23 protein-coding genes and 1 pseudogene are annotated in these 24,178 nt (G+C 70.5%); 18 read left to right on the top strand and 6 right to left on the bottom strand.

From position 1 onward, the window contains the following. Positions 1-650, top strand: a 650-nt coding sequence (locus BKD30_RS01265) for an IS3 family transposase (RefSeq protein WP_076700927.1), incomplete at its 5' end; no start/stop codon positions are given. Between the two features lie 24 nt (positions 651-674). Next, positions 675-968, top strand: a pseudogene (locus tag BKD30_RS01260) (IS1634 family transposase); the annotation flags it as partial. Between the two features lie 153 nt (positions 969-1,121). Here the strand turns inward: BKD30_RS01260 and BKD30_RS01255 are convergent. Then, positions 1,122-1,628 (bottom strand): hypothetical protein, encoded by a 507-nt coding sequence (locus BKD30_RS01255; protein WP_235861224.1) that lies wholly within the window; start codon positions 1,626-1,628, stop codon positions 1,122-1,124. Between BKD30_RS01255 and BKD30_RS16575 the strand changes: the two genes are divergently transcribed. Continuing rightward, complete coding sequence (locus BKD30_RS16575; protein WP_235861223.1) at positions 1,621-1,824, top strand: hypothetical protein; 204 nt, start codon at positions 1,621-1,623, stop codon at positions 1,822-1,824. The two genes, BKD30_RS01255 and BKD30_RS16575, sit on opposite strands and share 8 nt — an antisense overlap. A gap of 208 nt (positions 1,825-2,032) precedes the next feature. Here the strand turns inward: BKD30_RS16575 and BKD30_RS01250 are convergent, their stop codons facing one another. After that, positions 2,033-2,485: a PaaI family thioesterase gene (locus tag BKD30_RS01250; RefSeq protein WP_076700874.1), complete on the bottom strand. Its 453-nt coding sequence runs from the start codon at positions 2,483-2,485 to the stop codon at positions 2,033-2,035. A 141-nt stretch (positions 2,486-2,626) separates the two neighbouring features. Between BKD30_RS01250 and paaZ the strand changes: the two genes are divergently transcribed. Continuing rightward, positions 2,627-4,696, top strand: a complete 2,070-nt coding sequence (gene paaZ / locus BKD30_RS01245) for a phenylacetic acid degradation bifunctional protein PaaZ (RefSeq protein WP_076700872.1) — start codon at positions 2,627-2,629, stop codon at positions 4,694-4,696. A gap of 80 nt (positions 4,697-4,776) precedes the next feature. Further along, positions 4,777-5,271: a GNAT family N-acetyltransferase gene (locus tag BKD30_RS01240; RefSeq protein ID WP_083955895.1), complete on the top strand. Its 495-nt coding sequence runs from the start codon at positions 4,777-4,779 to the stop codon at positions 5,269-5,271. Positions 5,272-5,414: 143 nt separating this feature from the next. Here BKD30_RS01240 and BKD30_RS01235 read toward each other — a convergent pair whose 3' ends face one another. Genes BKD30_RS01235 through BKD30_RS01225 form a run of 3 tightly spaced genes read right to left on the bottom strand, consistent with a single transcriptional unit; the run spans position 5,415 to position 8,083 of the window. Beyond that, the gene (locus BKD30_RS01235; RefSeq protein WP_083955894.1) at positions 5,415-6,200 is read right to left on the bottom strand and encodes a TetR/AcrR family transcriptional regulator; all 786 of its coding nucleotides are present in this window, start codon (positions 6,198-6,200) and stop codon (positions 5,415-5,417) included. 22 nt (positions 6,201-6,222) lie between these two features. Further along, entirely contained in the window at positions 6,223-7,551 is a 1,329-nt protein-coding gene (gene paaK / locus BKD30_RS01230; RefSeq protein WP_076700869.1) for a phenylacetate--CoA ligase PaaK, read from the bottom strand. A gap of 52 nt (positions 7,552-7,603) precedes the next feature. Next, positions 7,604-8,083 carry a hotdog fold thioesterase gene (locus tag BKD30_RS01225; protein WP_076700867.1) on the bottom strand — a complete coding sequence of 160 codons (480 nt, stop codon included), beginning with the start codon at positions 8,081-8,083 and terminating at the stop codon, positions 7,604-7,606. A gap of 154 nt (positions 8,084-8,237) precedes the next feature. Here BKD30_RS01225 and BKD30_RS01220 point away from each other — a divergent pair, with 154 nt between their 5' ends. The 4 genes from BKD30_RS01220 (at position 8,238) to BKD30_RS01205 (ending at position 12,594) form a co-directional block, all read left to right on the top strand. After that, complete coding sequence (locus tag BKD30_RS01220) at positions 8,238-8,972, top strand: TetR/AcrR family transcriptional regulator (protein WP_076700864.1); 735 nt, start codon at positions 8,238-8,240, stop codon at positions 8,970-8,972. A 112-nt stretch (positions 8,973-9,084) separates the two neighbouring features. Next, positions 9,085-11,154, top strand: a complete 2,070-nt coding sequence (locus BKD30_RS01215) for a PTS mannitol transporter subunit IICBA (RefSeq protein ID WP_076700862.1) — start codon at positions 9,085-9,087, stop codon at positions 11,152-11,154. Next, entirely contained in the window at positions 11,151-12,290 is a 1,140-nt protein-coding gene (locus BKD30_RS01210) for a mannitol-1-phosphate 5-dehydrogenase (RefSeq protein WP_076700859.1), read from the top strand. The genes BKD30_RS01215 and BKD30_RS01210 overlap by 4 nt, the downstream gene beginning before the upstream one ends. 34 nt (positions 12,291-12,324) lie before the next feature. Continuing rightward, the gene (locus BKD30_RS01205; protein WP_076700857.1) at positions 12,325-12,594 is read left to right on the top strand and encodes an HPr family phosphocarrier protein; all 270 of its coding nucleotides are present in this window, start codon (positions 12,325-12,327) and stop codon (positions 12,592-12,594) included. 203 nt (positions 12,595-12,797) lie between these two features. Here the strand turns inward: BKD30_RS01205 and ptsP are convergent, their stop codons facing one another. Further along, positions 12,798-14,537, bottom strand: coding sequence for a phosphoenolpyruvate--protein phosphotransferase (gene ptsP / locus BKD30_RS01200; protein WP_076700854.1), 1,740 nt, complete (start codon positions 14,535-14,537; stop codon positions 12,798-12,800). Positions 14,538-14,763: 226 nt separating this feature from the next. On the opposite strand from ptsP, the gene paaA reads away from it, so the two are divergent. The 9 genes from paaA to BKD30_RS01155 all read left to right on the top strand — a co-directional run bounded on the left by paaA (position 14,764) and on the right by BKD30_RS01155 (position 24,178). Beyond that, positions 14,764-15,765 (top strand): 1,2-phenylacetyl-CoA epoxidase subunit PaaA, encoded by a 1,002-nt coding sequence (gene paaA, locus BKD30_RS01195; RefSeq protein WP_076700922.1) that lies wholly within the window; start codon positions 14,764-14,766, stop codon positions 15,763-15,765. A gap of 2 nt (positions 15,766-15,767) precedes the next feature. Continuing rightward, the gene (gene paaB / locus BKD30_RS01190) at positions 15,768-16,100 is read left to right on the top strand and encodes a 1,2-phenylacetyl-CoA epoxidase subunit PaaB (protein ID WP_076700852.1); all 333 of its coding nucleotides are present in this window, start codon (positions 15,768-15,770) and stop codon (positions 16,098-16,100) included. A gap of 65 nt (positions 16,101-16,165) precedes the next feature. Continuing rightward, complete coding sequence (gene paaC / locus BKD30_RS01185) at positions 16,166-16,984, top strand: 1,2-phenylacetyl-CoA epoxidase subunit PaaC (RefSeq protein ID WP_076700849.1); 819 nt, start codon at positions 16,166-16,168, stop codon at positions 16,982-16,984. Continuing rightward, entirely contained in the window at positions 16,981-17,526 is a 546-nt protein-coding gene (gene paaD / locus BKD30_RS01180; protein WP_083955893.1) for a 1,2-phenylacetyl-CoA epoxidase subunit PaaD, read from the top strand. The genes paaC and paaD overlap by 4 nt, the downstream gene beginning before the upstream one ends. Next, positions 17,527-18,720: a 1,2-phenylacetyl-CoA epoxidase subunit PaaE gene (gene paaE, locus BKD30_RS01175; protein WP_076700847.1), complete on the top strand. Its 1,194-nt coding sequence runs from the start codon at positions 17,527-17,529 to the stop codon at positions 18,718-18,720. A gap of 54 nt (positions 18,721-18,774) precedes the next feature. After that, positions 18,775-19,542, top strand: coding sequence for an enoyl-CoA hydratase/isomerase family protein (locus BKD30_RS01170; RefSeq protein ID WP_076700844.1), 768 nt, complete (start codon positions 18,775-18,777; stop codon positions 19,540-19,542). A gap of 86 nt (positions 19,543-19,628) precedes the next feature. Beyond that, the gene (locus BKD30_RS01165) at positions 19,629-20,525 is read left to right on the top strand and encodes a polysaccharide pyruvyl transferase family protein (protein ID WP_076700842.1); all 897 of its coding nucleotides are present in this window, start codon (positions 19,629-19,631) and stop codon (positions 20,523-20,525) included. 216 nt (positions 20,526-20,741) lie between these two features. Continuing rightward, entirely contained in the window at positions 20,742-22,379 is a 1,638-nt protein-coding gene (locus tag BKD30_RS01160; protein WP_076700839.1) for a carbamoyltransferase family protein, read from the top strand. Continuing rightward, positions 22,376-24,178 (top strand): HAD-IIIA family hydrolase, encoded by a 1,803-nt coding sequence (locus BKD30_RS01155; RefSeq protein WP_083955892.1) that lies wholly within the window; start codon positions 22,376-22,378, stop codon positions 24,176-24,178. Before BKD30_RS01160 ends, BKD30_RS01155 begins: the two co-directional genes overlap by 4 nt.

Raw genomic sequence — 24,178 nt, 5'->3', positions numbered from 1 at the left:
GGATCTCGCACAAGCGGGTCTGGCGGCTGATGCGCGAGGCGGGACTGAAGGTCCGCCACCCAAAGGCGTGGCGGCGCACCACGCTGCCGGGCGAGAACCCAGTCGGCGCCCCGGACCTGATCGGCCGGAACTTCACCGCGAGCCAACCGAATACCAAGTGGTGCGGCGACATCACCTACATCCGCACCTGGGACGGTTGGGCCTACCTGGCCACCGTGATCGACCTGCACTCACGCACCGTGGTCGGCTGGGCCATCGCCGATCACATGCGCACCAACCTCGTCACCGACGCCCTCGAAATGGCGATCGCGCGCCGGCGGCCAGCCAAGGGGGCCGTATTCCATTCCGACCGCGGGACGCAATACACTTCCCACGACTTCGACCAATTCTGCCGCAAGAACAATATTCGTCGCTCCCTCGGGCGAACCGGGATCTGCTATGACAATGCGGTAGCCGAATCGTTCTTCGCGACATATAAGAAGGAACTCATCCACACCAGGCCCTGGCCGAACCTGAAAACTCTCAAGAAAGCAACATTCACCTGGATCGAGGAGTACTACAACCGGGCACGGCGACACTCCACCCTCGGCTATTTGACACCCGCCGAGTATGAATTAGGATTGAGGGACATCCACGAACTCGCCGCATAATTCTGGTATCCACTTTCCCGGGAACACTCCAAGCAGTCCTTCCGGATGTCCAAGACCGACCTGCGCGCCCGGCCGATCTTCGCCCGCACCCGCGACGCGATCGAGGCCCACCTGACGATCGTATTCACCGCCCTGGCAGTAAGCCGTGCCGTGCAGGACCGGACCGGGCTGTCACTGCGACGCGTCATCCGAGCCCTTAAGCCACTGCGGTCAGCGACCATCACGGTCAACGGCACCACCACGACCATCCCGGCCCAGGCCGGCCCCGACGAACAAGCCATCCTCGACGCAATCCACGCCCCGACAGCGAGGCACTAACGATTTGACCCAACTCAGGTCGCACGGGCTCCCCGGACACAGAGGTGCCACGGACCTCTGGATGAGGACCGTGGTACTTCCGTTCGCTCGGATCAGTGGCGCAGAAGCGAATTTCCCAGCCTTTTGAACAATTCGCCTGCTGTCCGACGGAGGTTATTTCGTGTTGATGGTGATCTTTGCGACACCGACCAGCATGTCGGCCTTGACGGCGTCGGTTTTGAAGGTCTTGTTGAGCAGACCCGCAGCGGTGTCGGAGATCAGCACTCGGGTGCCTTCCAGAACTGCCGTGTTTCCGGACGGAGCGAGGGGCTTCAAGGTGGAGCCATCGAGGTTGAAGAGGAAGGCCTGCTTGACGGCGGTCTTGTCGTTGACGGCGACATCGCCGTAAAGCTTGGAGGTGCCCGGATCGATGGTGAAGTTGGTCAGATCGACCTTGGTCCCTCCGGAGGTGAGAGAGAACCCGGATCCGGCGTGGCTGATCAGACCCTGAACATAGGGACGGTAGTCCTGCGTCGGATCGTAGTACGCGACCTTGCCGCCGGTGATCGGGAAGATCAAGGACCCGGCTTTCAGTTCGGCGGTACCGACCACGCCGGGAGTGAGGTTCAGGGTCTCCAGCGCCTTCGCGAATGAAGCGTCGAGCTTGACCGCAGTGGACACCCCGGTCAGGGCGGGGATCGAGGCGACCGGCTTCGGCGTCGCCGCAGCCGAGGACGAGGTGGTGGACGTGCTCGACGACGCTGGGCTGGACGAACTGCACGCGGCCAGGGAGAACATCAGCGAACCGGCGGCGGCGACTCCGGCAAGAGTCTTGATGGACGAACGCATGAAAAGCTCCTTGCAGTTTTTGTTCTGAATGTGCCCCCGCTCACACGGTTCTGAAACTTTTTCGGCTATTTCAGCGACGCGGGGTCTGTCAGAAAACTGTTCGGGACCGAGCCCGTCGTCGGATTGGTTCTGCTACAGATCGCCGCCTTCTGGATCTTGGTGAGGTGACTATCCTTGGCCCCTTCCGCGGGGGACCGGGCTGCCGCACCAATGTTCGGCCCGCGGCGAACTGCACCTCACTTCCGGTCGACAGCCCGGTCCACGATGAGATTCGTGATCCGCAGGGTGCAGAGCCGGCGGTCCTGCTCGTCGGTGATGACCACCTCGTGGCTGGTCATGGTCCGGCCCAGTGAGATCGCCGTCGCCGTGATCGTCACCGTGCCCGACGTGGTAGACCGGTGATGGGTGGCCGAGACGTCGACGCCGACGGCGCTGCGGCCCATCGAGCTCGCGTGGATCACCGCGGCCCAGGAACCGACGGCCTCACCCACCGCCAGTGACGCACCGCCGTGCAGCAGCCCGAACGACTGCCGGTTGCCCTCCACCGGCATCGTGGCCACGACCCGCTCGGCGGACTGCTCGACGATCTGCACGCCCATCTTCTCGTCCAGCTCGCCGAGGGTAATCCGCCACGGTTCGGGTGCCTGCCCCGACGGGCTCGACGACTCCGGTGATGTGGTCCCCGGCATCGGCTCTCCTTCTGCGGTGTGCTCCTGCTCACGCGTCCTGTACGCTGACAATACTGAACGATCGGTCGGTAAGGCCATTCTGGAGCCACCGCGATCCCCAGCGTACGGATCTCCGTTTGAGGAACGAAAAGGACGTCGACGATGACCGCACCCGCCCCCACCATCGAGTTCGTGCCCAGCTACGTCCGGGACGCCTGGTGGCGCCCGGCCGACGACGTCGCCGGCACCGAGGTGCGGGACGCCGCGACGGGAGAGCCGGTGGCCCGGGTCAGCACCGACGGTCTCGACGTTGCGGCGGCCGTGGAGCACGCCCGCACGGTGGGGCAGCGTTCGCTCGGCGACCTCAGCCTGCATGAGCGGGCGCTGCGGCTCAAGGAGCTGGCGGTGTACCTGAACGAGCACAAGGGCGAGCTCTACGACCTCTCCCACCGCACCGGCGCGACCGACAGAGACAACCTCATCGACGTCGACGGCGGCATCGGCACCCTCTTCACGTTCTCCTCGAAGGGGCGCCGGGAACTGCCGAACAGCCAGGTGCTGATCGACGGCGCCGTCGAGTCCCTGTCGCGGGACGGGTCCTTCATCGGCGAGCACATCTACACCCGCCTGCCCGGCGTCGCGGTGCAGATCAACGCCTTCAACTTCCCCGTCTGGGGCATGCTCGAGAAGTTCGCGCCGGCCTTCATCGCCGGGGTGCCCACCCTGGTCAAACCCGCGACCCCCACCGGCTACGTCACCGCCGCGTGCGTGCGGCTGATGGTCGAGTCGGGCCTGCTGCCCGCCGGCTCGCTGCAGCTGATCTCCGGCTCGGCGCGTGACCTGCTCGACCACCTCGACCACCGGGACCTGGTGGCGTTCACCGGCTCGGCAGGCACCGCCGCGTCGTTGAAGGCTCACCCGCAGGTCGCCGACGGCGGCGTCCGCTTCAGCTCCGAGACGGACTCCCTCAACGCGGCCATCCTCGCGCCCGACGCCGTCCCGGGTACGCCCGAGTTCGAGGCCTTCATCGGCTCCGTCGTCACCGAGGTCACCAGCAAGGCCGGCCAGAAGTGCACCGCCATCCGGCGCACCATCGTGCCCGCCACGATCGTCGACGACGTCGTCGAGGCGCTGCGCACGGCACTGTCCGCCGTCGTCGTCGGCGACCCGCGCACGGCCGGCACCACGATGGGCGCCCTCGCCTCCGTCGGTCAGCGCGAGGAGGTCACCCGCTCGGTGCGCCGGCTCGAGGCCGCCGGCGGTCAGGTGCGGATCGGAGGCGCCCCCGACGGGGACGGCGACGACGCCTTCTTCCCGCCGACGGTGATCACCTTCGCGGACCCGGACACCGAGCAGGCCCACAGCGTCGAGGCGTTCGGCCCGGTCACCTCGGTGCTCGGTTACACCGACGTCGACGACGCCGTCCGGCTCGCCGCGCTCGGGCAGGGCTCGCTCGTGGCCACCGTGTGCACCAACGACCCGGACACCGCAACGCGGCTGATCACCGGCATCGCCGCCCACCACGGCCGGGTGCTCATCCTCAACCGGCAGGACGCGAAGACCTCCACCGGTCACGGCTCCCCGGTGCCGCACCTGGTCCACGGCGGACCCGGCCGGGCCGGTGGCGGGGAGGAACTCGGCGGCATCCGCGCCGTCAAGCACCACATGCAGCGCACTGCCGTGCAGGGCTCTCCGGGCATGCTCACCGCCGTCACGGGGGTCTGGCACACCGGTGCCGCGGTCCGCTCCGTCGGCCGGGCTGAGGTGGACGCCGGCACCGGTGAGCACCCGTTCCGCAAGTCCCTGGCCACGCTGCGGATCGGCGATCAGTTCGCCTCGGAGCTGCGGACCGTCCACCTGCAGGACATCCTCGACTTCGCCGAGACCACCGGCGACAAGTTCTACGCGCACACCGACGAGGCGGCGGCCGCCGCCAACCCGTTCTTCCCGCGCCGCGTGGCCCACGGCTATCTGCTCGTCTCGTGGGCGGCCGGCTTGTTCGTCGACGCCGCACCGGGACCGGTGCTGGCCAACTACGGGCTGGAGAACCTGCGGTTCATCACGCCGGTTACGTACGACGACGCGATCCGGGTGACGCTGACCTGCAAGCAGATCACTCCGCGGGTCACCGACGAGTACGGCGAGGTGCGCTGGGACGCCGTCATCCACAACCAGCGCGACGAGGTCGTGGCGACCTACGACGTGCTCACCCTGGTGGCCAAGCAGCGCTGAGGAGTTACCAGCTCGTCACCGAACGGCGGAAAACCGGTCCGATTGGACAGCGGGTATGGGGTGCGCGGCACACTGGTCCCGTGGATGTCACGACCGAACGCCTCATGCTGCACGCCCTGACCCGGGACGAAGCCGTCGCGCGCGCCGCCGCGGAGATCCCGGAGGCCGAGCGCTGGGGGACCGGGTATCCGGTGATGGACCAGCGCAGTGCTCTCACCTCGTTCGTGGAGATGTGGGACGAGGTCGGCGACACCCGACCCTTCGGCGTCTACGACGTGATCGAGCGGGAGACGGGAACCCCCGTCGGCGGCGTCGCCTTCTTCGGCCCGCCGAGCAAGGACGGCGTCGTGGAGTTCGGCTACGGCCTGGTACCCGGGGCCCGCGGTCGGGGTTACGCCAAGGAGGCGGTCAGCGAGGCGCTGCGGATCGCGCGCGACGCCGGTGTCCGCACGGTCAAGGCGACGACGACGCCGGACAACATCGCCTCCCAGGCGGTGATGCTCCGCGCCGGGATGCGGGAAGTTCGGCGCGCGGGCCGGCTGGTCTACTTCCAGATCGATTTCGACCGGACCTGACGGCGGACAGATCTGCGGCGGCGCGGTCGGCGGACGCCGAGTGGGCGGACGTTGTCGTCATTCGGCCGGTTTGCCTGCGAAATCCGCACATTCGGCGGGATGCCGGCCGCTCTCGTTCGCCGAGTGGGCGGACGTTGTCGTCATCAGGCCGGTTCGGCTGCGCTTTCCGCACTCTCGGCGCGGGTGCGAGCGTGGGGCTGGGCGACGGCGTCCGTCTCACCCGCACGGCCGGCAGTCCGCCGGCGGCTCTCGTGCAGGCCGTCGAACAGGATGGCGACGACGTCGTCGGCCAGTGCGGCCGGGCTGAGGGCGCCGCCGGGCCGGTACCACTCGACGATCGAGTTGATGGTGCCGAACAGCAACCTGCTGGCCACGCGCGGCGCGACGTCGCTGCGCACGGAGCCCTCCCGGCTGGCCTGTTCGACCAGGCCGGCGATCTGCCGGTCGAAGTACCGGCGCCGTTCCAGGGCCTGCCGTTCCATCTCCGTGTTGCCGCGCAACCGCAGCAGCAAGGTGACGAACGGTAACTCCTCCACGAGCACAGCGACGGTGCCGCGGACCACGAACTCGAGCCGCTCGTCGGCGCTGCCGACGGTCGCGCCCGGCTGGTGCAGGGTCGACTCCAGGCCGCCCAGCGCCCGCTCGAGGGCGAGGCGGAGCAGGTCTTCCTTGCCCGGCACGTGGTGGTATATCGCCGATTTGGAGATCCCGAGCTCGTCCGCCAGCAACCCCATCGACGTCGCCTCGTACCCGTGGCGGTTGAAGACGTCGACGGCGATCCGCAGCACCGTCTGCTGGTCGTAGCCCGGGCGGCCGCGGCGGGAGGCCCCACGACCGGTCGATCGGGTCGTCGTCGAGTTCGCCTTCGCCGGGCGGGTCGACGCCGGCTGGGCCGGAGGACGCGCCGCGGCGGGGGTGGACTCGGGCATGGCGATCAGTCTGCCACGCAGGTCAGGCCTGCCCGGTCTCGCGCAGGTCGTAGATGCGGCGCAGCTTGCCGCTGGAGCGTTCCAGCGACCCGGGGTCGCAGATCTCGATGGTCGCCGTGGATCCGATGTGGATCTTCATCTGCCGGCGCAGTTCGGCGGCGGCCTGCCGAGCGGTCTCCGCCGGGCAGTCGTCCCGCCGCTCGATCTTGACCGTGAGTTCGTCCATCCGGTGCGGCCGGGTCAGGTGCAGTTGGAAGTGCGGGCTCAGGCCGGGGATCCGCAACGCGATCTCCTCGATCTGGCTGGGGAACATGTTGACGCCGCGCAGGATGATCATGTCGTCGCTGCGTCCGGTGATCCGGCCGATGCGACGGTGCGCCGGCCGGGCGGTGCCCGGCAGCAGCCGGGTCAGGTCCCGGGTGCGGTACCGGATGATCGGCAGGGCCTGCTTGGTCAGCGAGGTGAAGACGAGTTCACCGTGTTCCCCGTCGTCCAGTACGGCGTCCGTGAACGGGTCGATGATCTCCGGACGGAAGTGATCCTCCCAGACGTGCGCACCGTCCTTCGTCTCGTTCGACTCGCCGGCCACTCCCGGCCCCATCACCTCGCTCAGCCCGTAGATGTCGCACGCGTCGATGTTCATTCCGGCCTCGATCTCTCGCCGCATCTCCGCCGTCCACGGTTCGGCGCCGAGGACGGCGACCTTCAGCGAGGTGCTGCGCGGGTCGATCCCCCGCGCGGCCATGGCGTCCATGATGGTGAGCAGGTAGGTCGGGGTGCACAGGATCGCACGCGGGCCGAAGTCCTGGATCAGCTGGATCTGCTTCTCGGTCTGGCCGCCGGACATCGGGACCACCGTGCAGCCGAGCTTCTCCGCCCCGTAGTGGGCGCCCAGGCCGCCGGTGAAGAGGCCGTATCCGTAGGAGTTCTGCAGCAGGTCACCGGGCCGGACGCCGGAGAGGCGCAGGCAGCGCGCCACCAGGGTGGCCCAGTTGTCGATGTCGCCCCGGGTGTAGCCGACGACGGTGGGCCGGCCGGTGGTGCCGGAGGAGGCGTGCACCCGCACCACCTGGTCCATCGGGACAGCGAACATGCCGAACGGGTACGCCTCCCGCAGATCGGCCTTGGTGGTGTACGGGAACTTCCCGAGGTCGCCGAGTTCCTTCAGGTCATCCGGGTGGACGCCGGCCTGGTCCCACTTGCGGGTGTAGAGCGGCACCTTCTCGTACGCGGTGCGGATCGTCTGCTGCAGGCGGGTCAGCTGCAGCGCCTCGAGCTCGTCGCGGCTGATGGTCTCCTCGTGGTCGAGTCCCTGGGGATCGAGGGTGGGGTTGGGGGCGGTAGCCGTCACGGCAGGCTCCTTCGCGTGTCGCTGTTCCCCGTCGCGCCTGTGGTCATCGTGCTCAGCGCCGGCGACGGGAGGGCTGGGGGATGGTGCGGCTGCGGCCGCGGAACTCGGCGATGAGCAGGTCCTCGCCGTCGGGGCTGTCCTCGCCGCTCGGCGCGGAGGCGGTGATGGTCACGTCATAGAGCCCACTGCGCCCGGCCGTCGCCCGCCGGACGGCGGTGGCCGTGAGCGTCTGACCCTGCTGGGCCGAACGGAGGAAGGTGATGTCGGCGCCGGAGGCCACGGTGATGGTCTCGTCGCTGCCGGCCATGTCGTTGCAGGCCAAGGCGAAGGCGGTGTCCGCGAAGGCGAAGATCATCCCGCCGTGGGCCATCCCGAAGCCGTTGAGCATCTCGCGCCGCAGGTCCATCGTGATGACGGCGCGGCCGTCGGCGATCTCGACGACGCGGATGCCCATCCACTCGGAGGCGAAGTCGTCGCGAAGGATCTCGTGGTGCTCGGCCAGCTGCTCGAGCGTCGGCGTGCCCTCGGCCATCTGATCCCTTCCCCGATTTATCTACCGAATGTTCATGAGGTAATCCGATCGAGGAGGGGATGTCAACCGGACCACGGCGTGTGACGGGCGACCCGTTCGACGACCGGATGTGAGCCGGGCCATATAGCGGCGCTACAGGTGTTACTGTATCGCCGTGAGCAGCGTCGACCACAGCCTTCCCGCGCGTGAGCGCCTGATCCAGGCTGCGACGACCCTGCTCATGCAGGCACAGGGCGCGCCCGTCTCCACCCGCCAGATCACCGAACTGGCCGGAGTCAAGGCGCCCACCCTGTACCACCACTTCGGTGACAAGGAAGGCCTGCTCGACGCCGTCGTCGCCCGCGGGTTCGAGCAGTACCTCGCCCGGGAACGCGGGCTGGGTGTCTCGGAGGACCCGGTGGAGGACGTGCGCCGGTTCTGGGACGCCCACGTGCAGTTCGGGCTCGAGCAGCCCGACGTGTACTCGGTGATGTTCGGCAACGTCCGTCCCGAGCAGCGGCCCGCCATCGTCATCGAGACCGAGGCGGTCCTGGAGGGCATCCTGCAGAACGCCGCGCGTCAGGGTCTGCTGGTGGTGCCCCCGCGGCAGGCGGCGCGGAGCATTCTCGCAGCGAACGTGGGAGTGACGCTGATGCTCATCGCCGAGCCGGCGCGGCGACGCTCGATGGGTCTGAGCGACCTGAGCCGAGAAGGCGCCATCTCCGCCGTTCTCGCGGCCGCCGCCGGCGCCCGACTCGATCCCGACAATCCCGAGCAGCCGTCCTACGTGGTGGCGGCCATCGCTCTGAACGCGACGCTGCAGGCGTCGCATCCGGAGCAGCTCTCCAGCAGCGAGATGCGCTTGTTCCTCGAATGGCTCCAGCGCATCACGCACCCCACCACCACCTGAGCACCACCACCTGAACACCACCGCATCGACCAGTAGCAGCACCCAGACGAACACCAGCACCACGACGAACCGTCACCCCGCGACGCAGCGGGCCGACCGTTGAGAGGACACCATGGCAACGACAGTGGAGAGGTCGCGCGGCTCGAACGCACGCGCGCACGTCCAGAGATTCGGCACCTTCCTCTCGGGCATGATCATGCCGAACATCGGCGCGTTCATCGCCTGGGGCCTCATCACCGCCTTCTTCATCGAGAAGGGTTTCACCCCGGTCCCGCAGCTCGGCGGCTTCGGGACGCACACCGTCAACGGGGCGGAGGTGCCGTGGACCGGCCTCGTCAGCCCGATGATCACCTATCTGCTGCCGTTGCTGATCGCCTACACCGGCGGCCGGATGATCTACGACGTCCGCGGCGGCGTGGTCGGCGCTATCGCCACCATGGGCGTGATCGTCGGCACCAACATCCCGATGTTCATCGGTGCCATGATCATGGGTCCGCTGACCGCATGGCTGATGAAGAAGATCGACTCCATTTGGGACGGCAAGATCAAGCCCGGCTTCGAGATGCTCGTGAACAACTTCTCGGCGGGCATCCTGGGTGCCATCATGGCGTTGATCGCCTTTCTGGTGGTCGGGCCGGTCGTCGAGTTCCTCAGCGGTATCGCCGCCAACGTGGTCCAGTTCCTGGTGAACGCCCAGATCCTCCCGCTGACCTCGATCCTGATCGAGCCGGCCAAGGTGCTGTTCCTGAACAACGCCATCAACCACGGCATCCTCACCCCGCTGGGCACCGAGCAGTCGGTGCAGGCGGGCAAGTCGATCCTCTTCCTGCTCGAGGCGAACCCCGGTCCCGGTCTGGGTCTGCTGCTGGCCTACGTGTTCTTCGGCCGGGGTGCGGCGAAGGCGTCCGCCGGCGGTGCCGCGTTGATCCAGTTCGTCGGTGGCATCCACGAGATCTACTTCCCGTACGTGCTGATGAAGCCGGTCCTGATCGTCGCCACCATCTGCGGTGGTGCGACCGGCATCCTGACCAACGTCATCTTCAACTCCGGCCTGCGTGCCCCGGCCGCGCCGGGTTCGATCATCGCCGTCTGGTTGCAGACGCCGCCGGACAGCTTCATCGGTGTCACCCTCTCGGTGATCCTCGCGGCCACCGTGTCGTTCCTGATCGCCTCGGTCATCCTGCGCACCAGCAAGGACAAGGGTGAGGGCGATCTGAGCGCCGCGACGTCGCAGATGGAAGGGATGAAGGGCAAGAAGAGTTCGGTCGCCTCCACGCTGACCGGTGGCGGCGTCGCCACCGCGCAGGGCACCATCAACACCATCGTCTTCGCCTGCGACGCCGGTATGGGCTCCTCCGCCATGGGTGCCTCGGTGCTGCGGAACAAGATCAAGGCGGCGGGCTTCTCCGACGTCAAGGTCACCAACGCCTCCATCGCCAGCCTGACCGACACGTACGACCTCGTCGTCGTGCACCAGGACCTCGCCGCCCGGGCCGAACCCAAGACGCCGTCGGCCCAGCACGTGACCGTCGACAACTTCATGGGCAGCCCCCGGTACGACGAGATCGTCGAGCTGCTGGAGCAGACCAACCGTGAGGGCGGCGCCGCGTCGGCCGAGGCCGCCGGTGAGGCGCCGAGCGCGGGCGCGGGCACCACGGGCGCCGGCACCGCCGCGACCGGGGCCGCCGCGGGCGCCGGCACCTGGGTCGCCCCGGACGACGCGCCGCACACCGCGGCCGGCAACGGTGACGGCATCCTCGCCGAGCGCAGCATCGTGCTCGACGGCTCCGCGTCCAGCCAGGCCGCCGCCATCGAGGAGTCCGGCAAGCTGCTCGTCGACTCGGGCGCCGTCACCGGCGACTACGTGGCCGCCATGCACGAGCGGGAACGGTCCGTCCCGACCTACATGGGCAACTTCCTGGCCATCCCCCACGGCACCAACGAGGCGAAGGACTTCATCTCCCGGTCGGCCATCTCCTTCGTCCGCTACCCGGAGGGCATCGACTGGAACGGCAAGCCGGTCAAGTTCGTCGTCGGCATCGCCGGCCGGAACAACGAGCACCTGAACATCCTGTCCTCGATCGCCAAGGTGTTCTCGGACCAGGAGCAGGTGGCCAGGCTGGAGCAGGCACGCTCCGCGCGGGACGTCCTGGACATTTTCGACCGGGTGAACAACGCATGAGGGCTGTCCACTTCGGGGCGGGCAACATCGGCCGCGGCTTCGTCGGGCTGCTGCTGCACAACGCGGGGTACGAGCTCGTGTTCGCCGACGTCGCCGCGCCGCTGATCGACGCGCTCGACTCGACGCCGAGCTACCGGGTGCACGAGGTGGGGGAGGAGTCGGCGACCCACACGGTCGACGGTTACACCGCCCTCAACTCGGGGACCGCGGAGGCGGCCGTGGTCGAGCAGATCGCCGGGGCCGACGTCGTCACCACCGCGGTGGGCCCGTCGATCCTGAAGTTCGTGGCCCCGGTGATCGCCGCCGGCATCGCCGCCCGCAGCGCCGACGCGCCGCGGGTGGCGGTGATGGCGTGCGAGAACGCGATCAACGCGACCGACCTCCTGGCCGAGCGGGTCCGCGAGCACTACACCGGCGACGACCTGGCCGCCCGCGCCGTCTTCGCGAACACCGCGGTGGACCGGATCGTGCCCGCCCAGGACCCCGACGCCGGCCTGGACGTGACGGTGGAGACCTTCTTCGAGTGGGCCATCGACCGCACCCCGTTCGGCGGTGAGGAGCCGGACATCCCCGGAGTGACGTGGGTGGACGACCTCGCGCCCTACATCGAGCGGAAGCTGTTCACGGTCAACACCGGGCACGCGACGAGCGCCTACTTCGGGTTCGCCGCGGGCGTGCGTACGATCTCCGACGCCCTGGCGGACCCCGCGATCCGGGACTCCGTGAACGCAGTCCTGCAGGAGACCAAGGCCCTGCTGGTGGCCAAGCACGGCTTCAGCGACGACCAGCAGCAGGCCTACGTCGAGAAGATCCTGAGCCGGTTCGCCAACCCGCACCTGCCGGACACGGTGGAGCGGGTCGGCCGTGCGCCGATGCGCAAGCTGAGCCGGCACGAGCGGTTCGTCGGCCCGGCGGCCGAGGCGGCCGAACGTGGCCTGCCGACGGCGGCGTTGGAGGCGGCCATGGCCGCGGCCCTGCGGTTCGACGTCCCGGAGGACGCCGAGGCCGTGGAGCTGCAGCAGCTGCTCGCATCGACGAAGACCGAGGACGTCGTCGAGCAGGTCACCGGGCTGACGCCCGAGGACGCCCTGTACGAGCGGGTCGCCTCGCTTGTCCGGGACCGTCAGGCCCGATAGTTTCGAACAGGACCCACACAACGGAGGTAGACCCATGCCCGAGCGTTCCGTCAAGATCGCCAGCTCGTCCGGACTGCACGCGCGTCCCGCCGCGATCTTCGCCCAGGCCGCCGGTGAGCAGCCCGCGGAAGTGACCATCGAGAAGGCCGGCGTCGAAGCGGTGCCGGCCGCCAGCATCCTCTCCCTGATGACCCTCGGGGCCGAGCACGGCGAGGAGGTCACCCTCCGGGCCGAGGGTGACGGGGCCGAGGAGTCACTCGATGCCCTGGTCGCGCTGCTGAGCCGGGACCTCGACGCCGAGTAGTTCGTCACGCGCTCGCATGGCCGGTACCCCTCGGGGGTGCCGGCCATGCGGCGTTGTTCGGCCTACCGGCCACTTCGCCCCCCTATCGGCTTCGCACTCTGGCCCGAACATCGGCGGCACTGTTCGGGCCAGGGTGCTCCGGCCCGAACAAGCCGGGGCCCGAGTGGGCCGGAGTGCGAGTCGCCGACGCCGCAACACTCGCTCTACAGGCCCAGTTCCTCCAGCAGCGGGATCTCCGCCCGCACGCCGGCCTTGGCGTCGGCGGCGGAGGGGGCGTCGAGCGCGATCCGGGCGATGCGCCGTGCGTCCTCCCGGCTGACCGAGGCCAAGATCTCCGCGACGTTGGCGAGGCTGCGCGGCGTCATCGACAGGGTGCTCACCCCGAGGCCGACGAGGACGACGGCGAGGGCCGGGTCGCCCGCGGCCTCCCCGCACACGCCGACCGGGCGGATCGGGTCGCCGTGGTGCTCGTCGTCGGACGTGGTGGCGCCGCCGGCGAGCTGCTCGCCCGCCGTGGTGGCGCCGTCGACCGAGGCCTTCACCAGGGCCAGCAGACCGGGCTGCCACGGGTCGTTCAGTTCCGCCAGGGAACCGAGCTGCCGGTCCGCCGCCATCGTGTACTGCGTCAGGTCGTTGGTGCCGATACTGGCAAACGTGGCGTCCGTGAGCAGTTTGTCCGCGGTCAGGGCCGCGGCGGGGATCTCGATCATGATGCCGGGCCGCTTGATGCCGGCCTCGGTGCACTGCTGCGCGAAGTCGGCGGACTCGGCGGCGGTGGCGATCATCGGCGCCATCACCCACACGTCAGCCTCGCTCGCGTCCGCGGCGCGGGCGATCGCCGTCAGCTGGTTGGTCAGCACCTCGGGGGAGCGCCACGACGTCCGGTAGCCGCGCACGCCGAGCGCCGGGTTCGGCTCGGTGTCGTCGGTGACGAACGGCAGCGGCTTGTCCGCGCCGGCGTCGAGCGTCCGGATGACGACCTTCTTGCCGGGGAACTCGGCGAAGACCTCGGCGTACTGCTTCTCCTGCTCGTCGACGGGCGGCTCGTCCGCCCGGTCGAGGAAGAGGAACTCCGTGCGGAACAGGCCCACACCCTCGGCGTTCGCGGCGGCGGCCTTCTTCGCGTCCTTCGCGTTGCCGATGTTCGCCAGCAGCGGCACGGAGAACCCGTCGGACAACGCACCGACGCCGTTGAAGACGCTCGGGTTCGCGGCGCGCTCGGCCCAGGTTGCCGCGTACTGGCGCTCCGTGTCGCCGACCTCCAGCGAGACGGTGCCGGCGGCGCCGTCGACGAACACCTCGGTACCCTCGGCGATCGCATCCGCGCCGTGGGCGGCGACGATGGCGGGCAGGCCGAGCTGGCGGGCGAGGATCGCGGTGTGCGACTGCGGGCCGCCCTCACTGGTCACCAGCGCTTGCACGAGCGCCGGGTCCAGGGTCGCGGTGTCCGCAGGGGCGAGATCGACGGCGACGAGGACGAACGGCGTGCTCGACGTCGGGACCCCCGGGGGCTGCTCCCCGCGCAGTTCGGCGACGATCCGGCTGCGAACGTCGTAGATGTCGTTGGCACGCTCGGCCATGTACCCGCCGAGGCTCTTGAGCATCGCGGCGACCTTCTCCGCGGCGTCCCAGACGGCGCGGGCGGCGCTGACGCCGGAGTCGGTGACGCGCTTGGCGGCGTCCTTGGTCAGCGCGGGATCGGCCGCCATCATCGCCGTCGCCTCGAGCACCTTCCTCGAGTCCCCGGTGGCGGTCGCGGCGCGTTCCTGCAGGCTCGTCTTGACGACGGCGGCCGCGTCCTTGATCCGCGCGGCCTCGGCGGCGGCGTCGGTGCCGTCGGCCAGGCGCTCGCCCTCGGGCGGTGCGGCCACGGGCGGAGCCATCCGCAGCACGGTCCCGACGACTCGTCCGGCACTGACTCCGACTCCGGACACCTGATTCATGAGAGTCCCTCCGCGCTGGGGTGCATGGTCCGTTCATCCTAGACGTGTGGCCGACGCCTCCGGACCTGCGAGGGCGGCACGGAGAACGCGGCCCCGGAGAGGATCACCGGCCTTGACGGTGCCGTACGTCACGCATATCCTGAACGAACGGTCGGTAATTCGCGTCGGCCACCCGCGAGCCCCTGAGCCCGTCCCGGGTCGACACTGCAACCACGAGGTGATGTACATGGCTGCCACGGCAGATCAGACGCTCCACGCCGTCCCCGGCGACGGAGCTGCCGACGTCGAAGGCCAGGCGGCGTTCGACCGGATCATCGAGCAGGACTCCCGGATCGAACCTCGGGACTGGATGCCGGAGAAGTACCGCAAGAGCCTGACCCGGCAGATCTCCCAGCACGCGCACTCGGAGATCATCGGGATGCAGCCGGAGGGCAACTGGATCACGCGCGCTCCCTCGCTGAAGCGCAAGGCCATCCTGATGGCGAAGGTCCAGGACGAGGCCGGCCACGGGCTCTACCTCTACTCGGCCGCCGAGACGCTGGGCACCACCCGCGACGAGATGATGCAGCAACTCATCGACGGCAAGGCCCGGTACTCGTCCATCTTCAACTACCCGGCCCGGTCCTGGGCCGACATGGGCGCCATCGGCTGGCTCGTCGACGGCGCCGCGATCTGCAACCAGGTGCCCCTGTGCCGCGCCTCCTACGGCCCCTACGGCCGGGCGATGGTAAGGATCTGCAAGGAGGAGTCCTTCCACCAGCGGCAGGGCTTCGAGATCCTGCTCGAACTCTCCCAGGGCACGCCCGCCCAGAAGCAGATGGCGCAGGACGCCGTGAACCGGTTCTACGCGCCGGCCCTGATGATGTTCGGGCCCCCGGACGGTGACTCCCCGAACTCCGTGCAGTCCATGCAGTGGAACATCAAGCGGTTCAGCAACGACGAACTGCGGCAGCGGTTCGTCGACATGATCGTCCCGCAGGCCGAGGTGCTGGGCCTGACCCTGCCGGACCCGGACCTGGTCTGGAACGAGGAGCGCGGCCACTACGATTTCGGCGAACTCGACTGGGACGAGTTCAAGGAAGTCCTCGCCGGCCGCGGGCCATGCAACACGCAACGCCTCGAGCGCCGTCGCGCCGCCCACGAGGACGGCGCCTGGGTGCGGGAGGCTGCCCGCGCCTACGCCGCCCGGACCGCCGGCCGCCAGTCGACCGAGCTGATCGGAGCCTGAGCATGACGGAGCACGACGACGCGGGTCGGGTACCGGGCGGGGACCTGCAGGACACCCGCGAATGGCCACTCTGGGAGGTCTTCGTCCGGCCCTCCCGCGGCCTGTCCCACGTTCACGCCGGCTCCCTGCACGCTCCGGACGCGACCATGGCGGTCCGGAACGGTCGAGACCTCTACACCCGCCGCAACGAGGGAACCTCCGTGTGGGTCGTGCCCGCCGATGCCATCACCGCGTCGGACCCGGACGCCAAGGGCGCCTTCTTCGAGTCCGCCGCCGGCAAGGCCTACCGACACGCCACCTACTACACCCGCAGCGAGGGCGTGAAACACCTCTGACGGCGGCGACGTACGCCGCGCCGTCGAGAACCCTCGCCCTGCCCGCCGACTCTCGAGGAACCCGCATGTCCCACGACTCCGCCACCCGGATCTCCGTCGGAGACGCCCTCACGCCCGAGGACATCGCCACCTCCGGGACCACCGCATCCGAACCCGTCGCGCAGTACGCGCTGCGCCTCGGGGACGACGCGCTGATCCTCGCCCAACGGCTCGGCGCGTGGATCTCCCGCGCCCCCGAACTGGAGGAGGACATGGCGCTGGCCAACATCGCGCTCGACCAGATCGGGCACGCCCGGTCCTTCCTCACGTACGCGGGCACCGCCTGGGGAAAGACCGAGGACGACCTCGCCTACTTCCGCGACGAGGACGAGTTCCGGGCCGCCTGGATCGTCGCCCTGGAGAACGGCGACTTCGGGCAGACGATCGCCCGGCAGCTCGTCGTCGCCTGCTACCAGCACGGTCTCTACGAGCGGCTCGCCGCCTCCACCGATCCCACGCTCGCCGCCATCGCGGCGAAGGCGCTCAAGGAGGTCGACTACCACCGCGACCACGCGGCGCAGTGGGTGCTGCGGCTGGCGCTCGGCACCGAGGAATCCCGGTGCCGGCTCGAGCACGGGCTCGCCGTCGTCTGGCCCTACGTCGACGAACTCTTCGAGGACGACGAGCTGATCGACCAGCTGGACGGCGTCGCCGTGCGCCCCTCGGAGCTGCGGGCCGGCTTCGACGCCGACGTCGCCGCCGTGTTCGTCGAAGCGGACCTCACGACGCCCGACGTCCAGCCCAGCAGCACCGGCGGCCGGCGCGGGGAGCCGCACGAGCAGCTGGGCTACATCCTGGCCGAGATGCAGTCCCTGGCCCGCAAGCATCCGGGAGCGACCTGGTGAGCGCCGCGACGATCGAAGCGGGCAGTGGGCGGCCGCCCGCTGGGGCCGCCGACCGCCGGGTCTGGGACATCGCCGCGACCGTGTGCGACCCTGAGATCCCCGTGCTGACCATCGCCGACCTCGGGATCCTGCGTGACGCCGCCCTTGTGCCGGGGGCGGAGGGGGGCGACGACACGGCCCGGGTCACCATCACGCCGACCTACTCGGGCTGCCCCGCGATGGACGCCATCCGCGAGGACATCGTCGCGGCCCTGACCGCCCACGGCTACCGGCACGTGCAGGTCCACTTCTCGCTGAGCCCCGCCTGGACGACGGACTGGATGAGCGAGGCCGGCAAGGCCAGGCTGAGCGCGTATGGCATCGCCCCGCCGACCGGCAGCGCCGCGGTGTCCGGTCCGATCCGGGTCGCGCTGAGCGTGAAGTGCCCCCGCTGCTCCTCCCTGCGGACCCGGGAAATCACCCGCTTCGGTTCCACGTCCTGCAAGGCCCTCTACGTGTGCGGTGACTGCCAGGAACCCTTCGACTACTTCAAGGTGCTGTAGATGACCGCGACGACCGACACCGCCACCAGCGGGGGAAACAGCCGGAAGCGCGCGTCGTTCCACCCGCTCACCGTCAGCGCCGTCCGGCCCCTGACGGCGGACGCCGTCGAGGTGACCTTCGCGGTCCCGGCCGAGCTGGCGCCCCAGTACGACTACGTGCCCGGCCAGTACGTGGCCCTGCGGGCCGACGTCGACGGCCGCGAGGTGCGCCGCAGCTACTCCATCTGCGCGGAGCCGGTCACGTTCGAGGACGGCAGTTCCCGGATCGCGGTCGGCATCAAACGGGACCTCGGCGGGGTGTTCTCCACCTGGGCGACGAGCGAACTCGCGGTCGGGGACACCGTCGAGGTGATGAGCCCGCAGGGCGCGTTCATCTCCCAGCACGCCCTGACCGGACTCAACGATCCCGAGGCGATCGGCGCGGAGGTCGCCGCGGTCGGGCGGGCCAGCTACGTCGGGATCGCCGCCGGCTCCGGGATCACGCCCGTCATCGCGATCGCGCGTGCGGTCCTGCAGCGCAACCCGCAGGCGAGTTTCGACCTGGTGTACGCCAACCGGGCCGCTCAGGACGTGATGTTCCTCGAAGAACTGGCCGACCTGAAGGATCGGTACCCGTCCCGGCTGGCCCTGCATCACGTGCTCTCCCGCGAGCAGCGGATCTCGCCGCTGCTGACGGGCCGGATCGACGCCGAGAAGCTGACCACGATCGTCGACTCGGTGGTCCGGACCCCGCTCGTCGACGAGTGGTTCCTGTGCGGGCCGTTCGACCTCGTCCAGCTGGCCCGCGACACCCTCGCCGAGCGTGGCGTACCCGCCTCGAAGGTCCGGTTCGAGCTGTTCACCACGGGACGCCCGGAGAGCGGGCCGGAGGGCAACGCGGGGCGGCCGGTGGTCGAGGATCCCGAGGGGGAGAACTACGAGATCGAGTTCAACCTCGACGGGCTGCACGGGTCGGTCACGAGTCCGCGTTCGGCCCGGGAGACCATCCTCAACGCGGCGCTGCGGGTGCGCGGCGACGTGCCGTTCGCCTGTGCGGGCGGGGTCTGCGGCACGTGCCGGGCGAAAGTGGTCTCCGGCACCGTGGACATGGACGAGAACTACGCGCTGGAGGCGGACGAGGTGGAACGCGGTTACGTCCTCACCTGCCAGTCCCGGCCGACGTCGGACGCGGTGACCGTCGACTACGACGCCTGACCCACCCCGGCGCCCTATCCCGCCGCCGTCCCTTCGACCCGCAGGAGTGTGCCCGTGATCGAGCTGAGCATCGAGAACGACGTCGCCGAGGTGGTGCTGAATGCACCGCAGAAGATGAACGCCCTCGACGCGGCGGCGCTCGAGGAGCTCCGGCAGGCCTACGCCGACGCGGCCGCCGCGAACGTGCGGGCGCTGCTGCTGCGCGGGGAGGGGCGTGGCTTCTGCGCGGGCCGGGACATCTCCGGTGTCGATCCGGCCAGCGACGACGCGCACGGCTACCTCGCCGACGTCGTCACGCCGGTGCTGCGGGAGATGAGCGCCTTCCCCGCCCCGACGTTCGCGGCCGTGCAGGGGGCGGCGCTCGGCGTCGGGCTCGGCCTGCTGGTCGCCACGGATGTCGTCTACGTGGCGGAGACGGCGAAGATCGGCTCCCCGTTCGCCAACCTCGGGGCCACCCTGGACTCCGGCGGTCACTGGCTGTTCACCGAGCGGCTCGGTGCGCACCGGACACTGGATCTGATCTACACGGCCGAGCTGATCAGCGGCGCCGACGCGGTCGCCTCCGGCCTGTTCAGTCGCGCCCTGCCCGCGGGCGACCTGCTCCCGACGACGCGGGCGACCGTGGCGAAGGTGGCGACCGGGGCCACCGGCGCGTTCCGGGCGTCCAAGTCACTGGTTGCGCAGATCCGCGACGAGCGGCTGGGCCTGTGGGACTCCATCACCGCCGAGAATCGGGTTCAGGGTGACCTCTGCGGCACCGCTGACTACGCCGAGGGCTTTGCCGCCTTCCAGCAGAAGCGCCGGCCGGTCTTCCGGGGCTGAGCGCGAGGGACGGGTCCCGCTCCCGTCCGGCGTGAGGTCGGCCACCCGGGACTCCGCGGTACCGCGCGGATCGATACGCTCATCGGATGCGGGCACTCGTGGTGGGCTGGTCCAGCGTGGAACACGGTGAGGCGACCGCCGGGGACGTGCTGGCGATGCGCGCGGTCACCGACACCCTGACGGCCGCCGGCATCGCCCACGACGTGGCCTGGAGTGCCGTGATGCGGCCGGCGGGCGGCCTGGCGCTGGTCGACGCCGACCCGCACGCCTACTCCCACCTGGTGTTCTGCTGCGGGCCCGCCACCGGCGCCCCGATCGCGGACCTGCACGAGGCATACGCCCACGCCACCCGCATCGCCGTCGGCGTCAGCGTCCTCGATCACGACGACCCCGTCACCGCCGGCTTCCACACCGTCATCGCCCGCGACGAGCCCGGGGCGACGCCCCACCGGGACCTCTCCGCGCGCATCCAGGCGGCTGGCGCCGGCCCGGAGCGCACCCCGGTACTCGGCGTCTACCTGACGGGCGAGCAGGGCGAGTACGGGGCCAGCAGGCGCCACGACGCCGTCACCGGCGCCCTGACGGATTGGCTGAACCGTCTCGATGCGGCGGTGCTGCCGCTGGACACCCGGCTCGACCCGCGGGACTGGCGGATGCCGTCCACCGCGGCGCAGGTCGACGCCGTGATGGCTCGGGTCGACGTCGTCGTGACGATGCGGATGCACGGGCTGGCACTCGCCCTGCGGCAGGGGGTGCCCGTGCTCGCCGTCGACCCCGTGGCCGGGGGCGGCAAGGTCACCGCGCAGGCCCGGGCCTGGGACTGGGCCGCCCTGATCGATGCCGACGACGTCAGCCCCGGGACGCTGCAGTCCCGGCTGACGTGGTGCCTCTCCTCGGCGGGCCGGGACGCCGCGGCCGAGCGGCGCGACTGGCCGCCGAGCGGCCAGGACCAGCTGGATCGGCTGCTCGCTGCCCTGCGCTGACCCACTTCCGCGTCGACTATCGAATTTCTGGGCTTCCGGAGGTCGATCGAGCCCCGAAATTCGATAGTCAACGCCGAGAGCGCTTCCGCGCGTCGTGACCGAATGCGCACGGGAACGCCATCGCTGCGCTGCGCAGGCCGGCGAGCACTTGTCCAATCGGACAAACGCTTCGGGAAGCGGTTATGCAGCAGGCCGATCGTCAGTACACTGCGAAATATGAAGGTGCTCGGCGTCAACGCGATCTTCCACGACCCGGCGGCCGCACTGGTCGTCGACGGGCGGGTGGTCGCCGCTGCCGAGGAGGAGCGGTTCTCGCGCCGCAAACACGGCAAACGGCCGGTCCCGTTCTCGGCCTGGGAGCTGCCCGAACAATCCATGCGGTGGGTGCTGGCCGAAGCCGGTCTGCGCCCGAAGGACCTGGACGCGGTCGGCTACTCGTTCGACCCGTCGATCGCCGCGCACATGCCCGATGATCCCTACGACCCGATCCGGCTCGACTACGCCCGGCGTGCCCCCGGCTTCCTCGCCGAGGCGCTGCCCGGTCTGGACCCGGGCACGGTCCACTTCGTCCAGCACCACGTCGCCCACGCCGCGTCCGCCGGCCTGGCCGGCCCGTACCCCACGGGCAGTGTGCTCGTCGTCGACGGTCGCGGGGAGGCGCACTCGCACCTGGCCGGCCGGTACGAGGACGGCAAGCTCGACATCCGGTACCGGCAGGAGCTGCCGGACTCCCTCGGCCTGCTCTACGAGTCGCTGACCGGGCACCTCGGCTTCGAGCGGTCCAGCGACGAGTTCAAGGTGATGGCGCTGGCGTCCTACGGACGACCGCGATTCCTGGACGAGCTGCGGGAGATCGTGCACGCCACCGGCGACGGCGGCTTCCGCGCCCAGGCACCGGACTGGACCCGGTTCGCGCCGGCCCGCGTCGACGACGGCACCTGGGGCGGCGACCACGCCGACCTGGCGGCCTCCGTGCAGGCCGTCGTCGAGGAGGTTCTCGTGGACCTGGCCACCTGGCTGCACGGGCAGACGGGCGATCGCCACCTGACCATGGCCGGCGGTACCGCGTTGAACTGTGTGGCGAACTCGCGGATCTGGCGGGAGTCACCGTTCGACGACGTGTGGGTCCAGCCCGCGGCCGGGGACTCCGGCACCGCGCTCGGCGCCGCGCTGCACCTGGCGGCCGGGGGCGGAGAAACGATCACGCCCGTCCCGACGGTGGCGCTCGGCCGGAGCTGGACCGACGACGAGCTGGCGAGCTGGCTGACCACCGCCCAGGTGCCGTTCACGACACCGGACGACCTGGCCGGTGAGGTAGCGGATGTGCTCGCGGGCAACGGGGTCGTCGCCTGGTTCGACGGGCGCAGCGAGTTCGGGCCTCGCGCGCTCGGGCGGCGTTCCTTGATCGCCAACCCGATGCACGCCGAGAACCTGGAGCACATCAACGACGTCAAGGGTCGGGAGCAGTTCCGCCCGGTGGCACCGATGGTGCTGGCCGACCGGGCGAGCGAGATCTTCAGCGGCGGACCCCTGCCGAGCCCCTACATGCTGTTCGTGCACGACGTCGCCGAGGCGTGGCGACCGAAGATCCCCACCGTCACCCACGTGGACGGCACCGCCCGCATCCAGACCGTCAGCGACGAGGACAACGCCGGCATCGCCGCGCTGCTGCGCGCCTTCGACCAGCGCACCGGCGTCCCCGTCGTCGTCAACACGTCCCTGAACACCGCCGGCCGGCCCATGGTCGACGACCCCCGGGACGCGCTCGAACTGTTCGGTTCCGCCCCGGTGGCCGCCCTCGTGCTCGGACCGCACCTGGTCCGCCGCGCCGACCTGTTCGGAGCGGCCCGATGAAGGCCGGAACGTCGCCGGCGGCCGGCCCGCTCCCGGCTCTGCGGTACGCCGTCGTCGTGCCCTCGGTGGGCCGACCGAGCCTGCAGCGCCTGCTGGACACGCTCGCCGCGCAGACCGGGCCGGCACCGGGCGCCGTCGTGGTCGTCGACGACCGGGCCGGGGACGGCCCGGAGCTGACGCCCGTGTTCGCGCCGAGGGAGACCATCGGTGACGCGGTCCCGGGTGTCCGGCACGATCCGGGGAGCCGGCGGGGCATCGGCGCGGCGCACGAGGGCTTGACGGTGGTGCGCGGCCACGGTCGGGGCCCGGCAGCGGCCCGGAACCGGGGGTGGCGAGTCGCCGCCCGGACCGGGGTCGACTGGATCGCCTTCCTCGACGACGACGTCGAAATGCCCGACGGCTGGGCGGAGGGCCTCGTCGCCGACCTCGCCGCCTGCGGACCGGGCGACGCTGCCACGCAGGGCCGGATCCACGTGCCGCTGCCGGGAGATCGGCGGCCCACCGACTGGGAGCGCAACACGGCCGCGCTGATGGGCGCGGACTGGGCGACCGCGGACATGGCCTACCGGGTTGCGGCGCTGAAGCAGGTCGGCGGCTTCGACGAGCGGTTCCCGCGCGCCTTCCGGGAGGACGCCGATCTCGCCCTGCGGGTCCGCGACGCCGGGTGGGCGCTGCGCCGGGGTGAGCGCACCATCGTCCACCCGGTCCGTCCCGCTGACGCCTGGGTCAGCCACCGGGTGCAGGCCGGCAACGCCGACGACGCCCTGATGCGGCGGCTGCACGGCCGGCACTGGCGCGACCGCGCCCAGGCACCCGCCGGTGGGTTCCGCTGGCACGTCGCGACGGTCGCCGCCGCGGCGACCGGCTTGCTCGGTGCCGCCGTCGCGCTCGACGGTCTCGCCGGGGGTCTGTTCGCCCGGTCGGCCGCCCGTGTGCCGACGACGTCGCGCGTCCGTTCCGTCGACGCCACCGCCGCCGGGTGGACCCCGGCGAAGGCCGCCGTCGACGCCACCACCGCTGCACGCGCCCGCGTGCTCCGGGCCGGCCTGGTCACCACGGGGGCCGGGGCGCTGGCCTGGCTCGGGCTGACCGCTCGCTTCCTGCGGCTGCGGATGGCCCCCGGCCCGCGGCCCGGGGAGCCGGGCCACCGCGAGGAGCTGGGCCGGATGGCCGCGACCAGTGCCACCATCCCCGTGGCCGCCGTCGTCCACCGCGTGCGCGGCGTCCTCCGGCACCGCCGCACCGGTGCCTGGCCGTCGCGGGTGGAGGCCGTGCTGTTCGACCGCGACGGCACCCTCGTGGTCGACGTGCCCTACAACGGCGACCCGGAACGCGTCACGCTGATGCCCGGCGCGGCCGAGGCCGTGGGACGCGCCCGGGCGGCCGGGCTGAAGGTCGGGCTGGTCAGCAACCAGTCCGGCATCGCCCGCGGACTGGTGACCGCCCGCCAGGTGGAGGCCGTCAACACCCGGCTCGCCGAGCTCGTCGGCTCCTTCGACACCGTTGCGGTGTGCCCGCACGGGCCGGACGACGACTGCGCGTGCCGCAAGCCCCGGCCGGGGCTGGTCCGGGCCGCGGCGGCCGCGCTCGGCGTGGACCCCGCGGTGTGCGTCGTCATCGGGGACATCTGCGCCGACGTGGAGGCGGCGCAGCGTGCCGGTGCTGCCAGCGTCCTCGTGCCCACCGAGGTGACGCGGTCCGATGAGGTCGCCGGTGCGCCCGCCGTCGAGCGAACCCTGCTCGACGCCGTCGAGCGGGTCGTCGCCGACCGGACGGCTACGACCGGCGGGGTCGCTTAG

This window comes from Tersicoccus phoenicis (genome assembly GCF_001968835.1).
Lineage (GTDB): Bacteria > Actinomycetota > Actinomycetes > Actinomycetales > Micrococcaceae > Tersicoccus > Tersicoccus phoenicis.
This window is presented reverse-complemented; position numbering and strand designations above follow the sequence as displayed.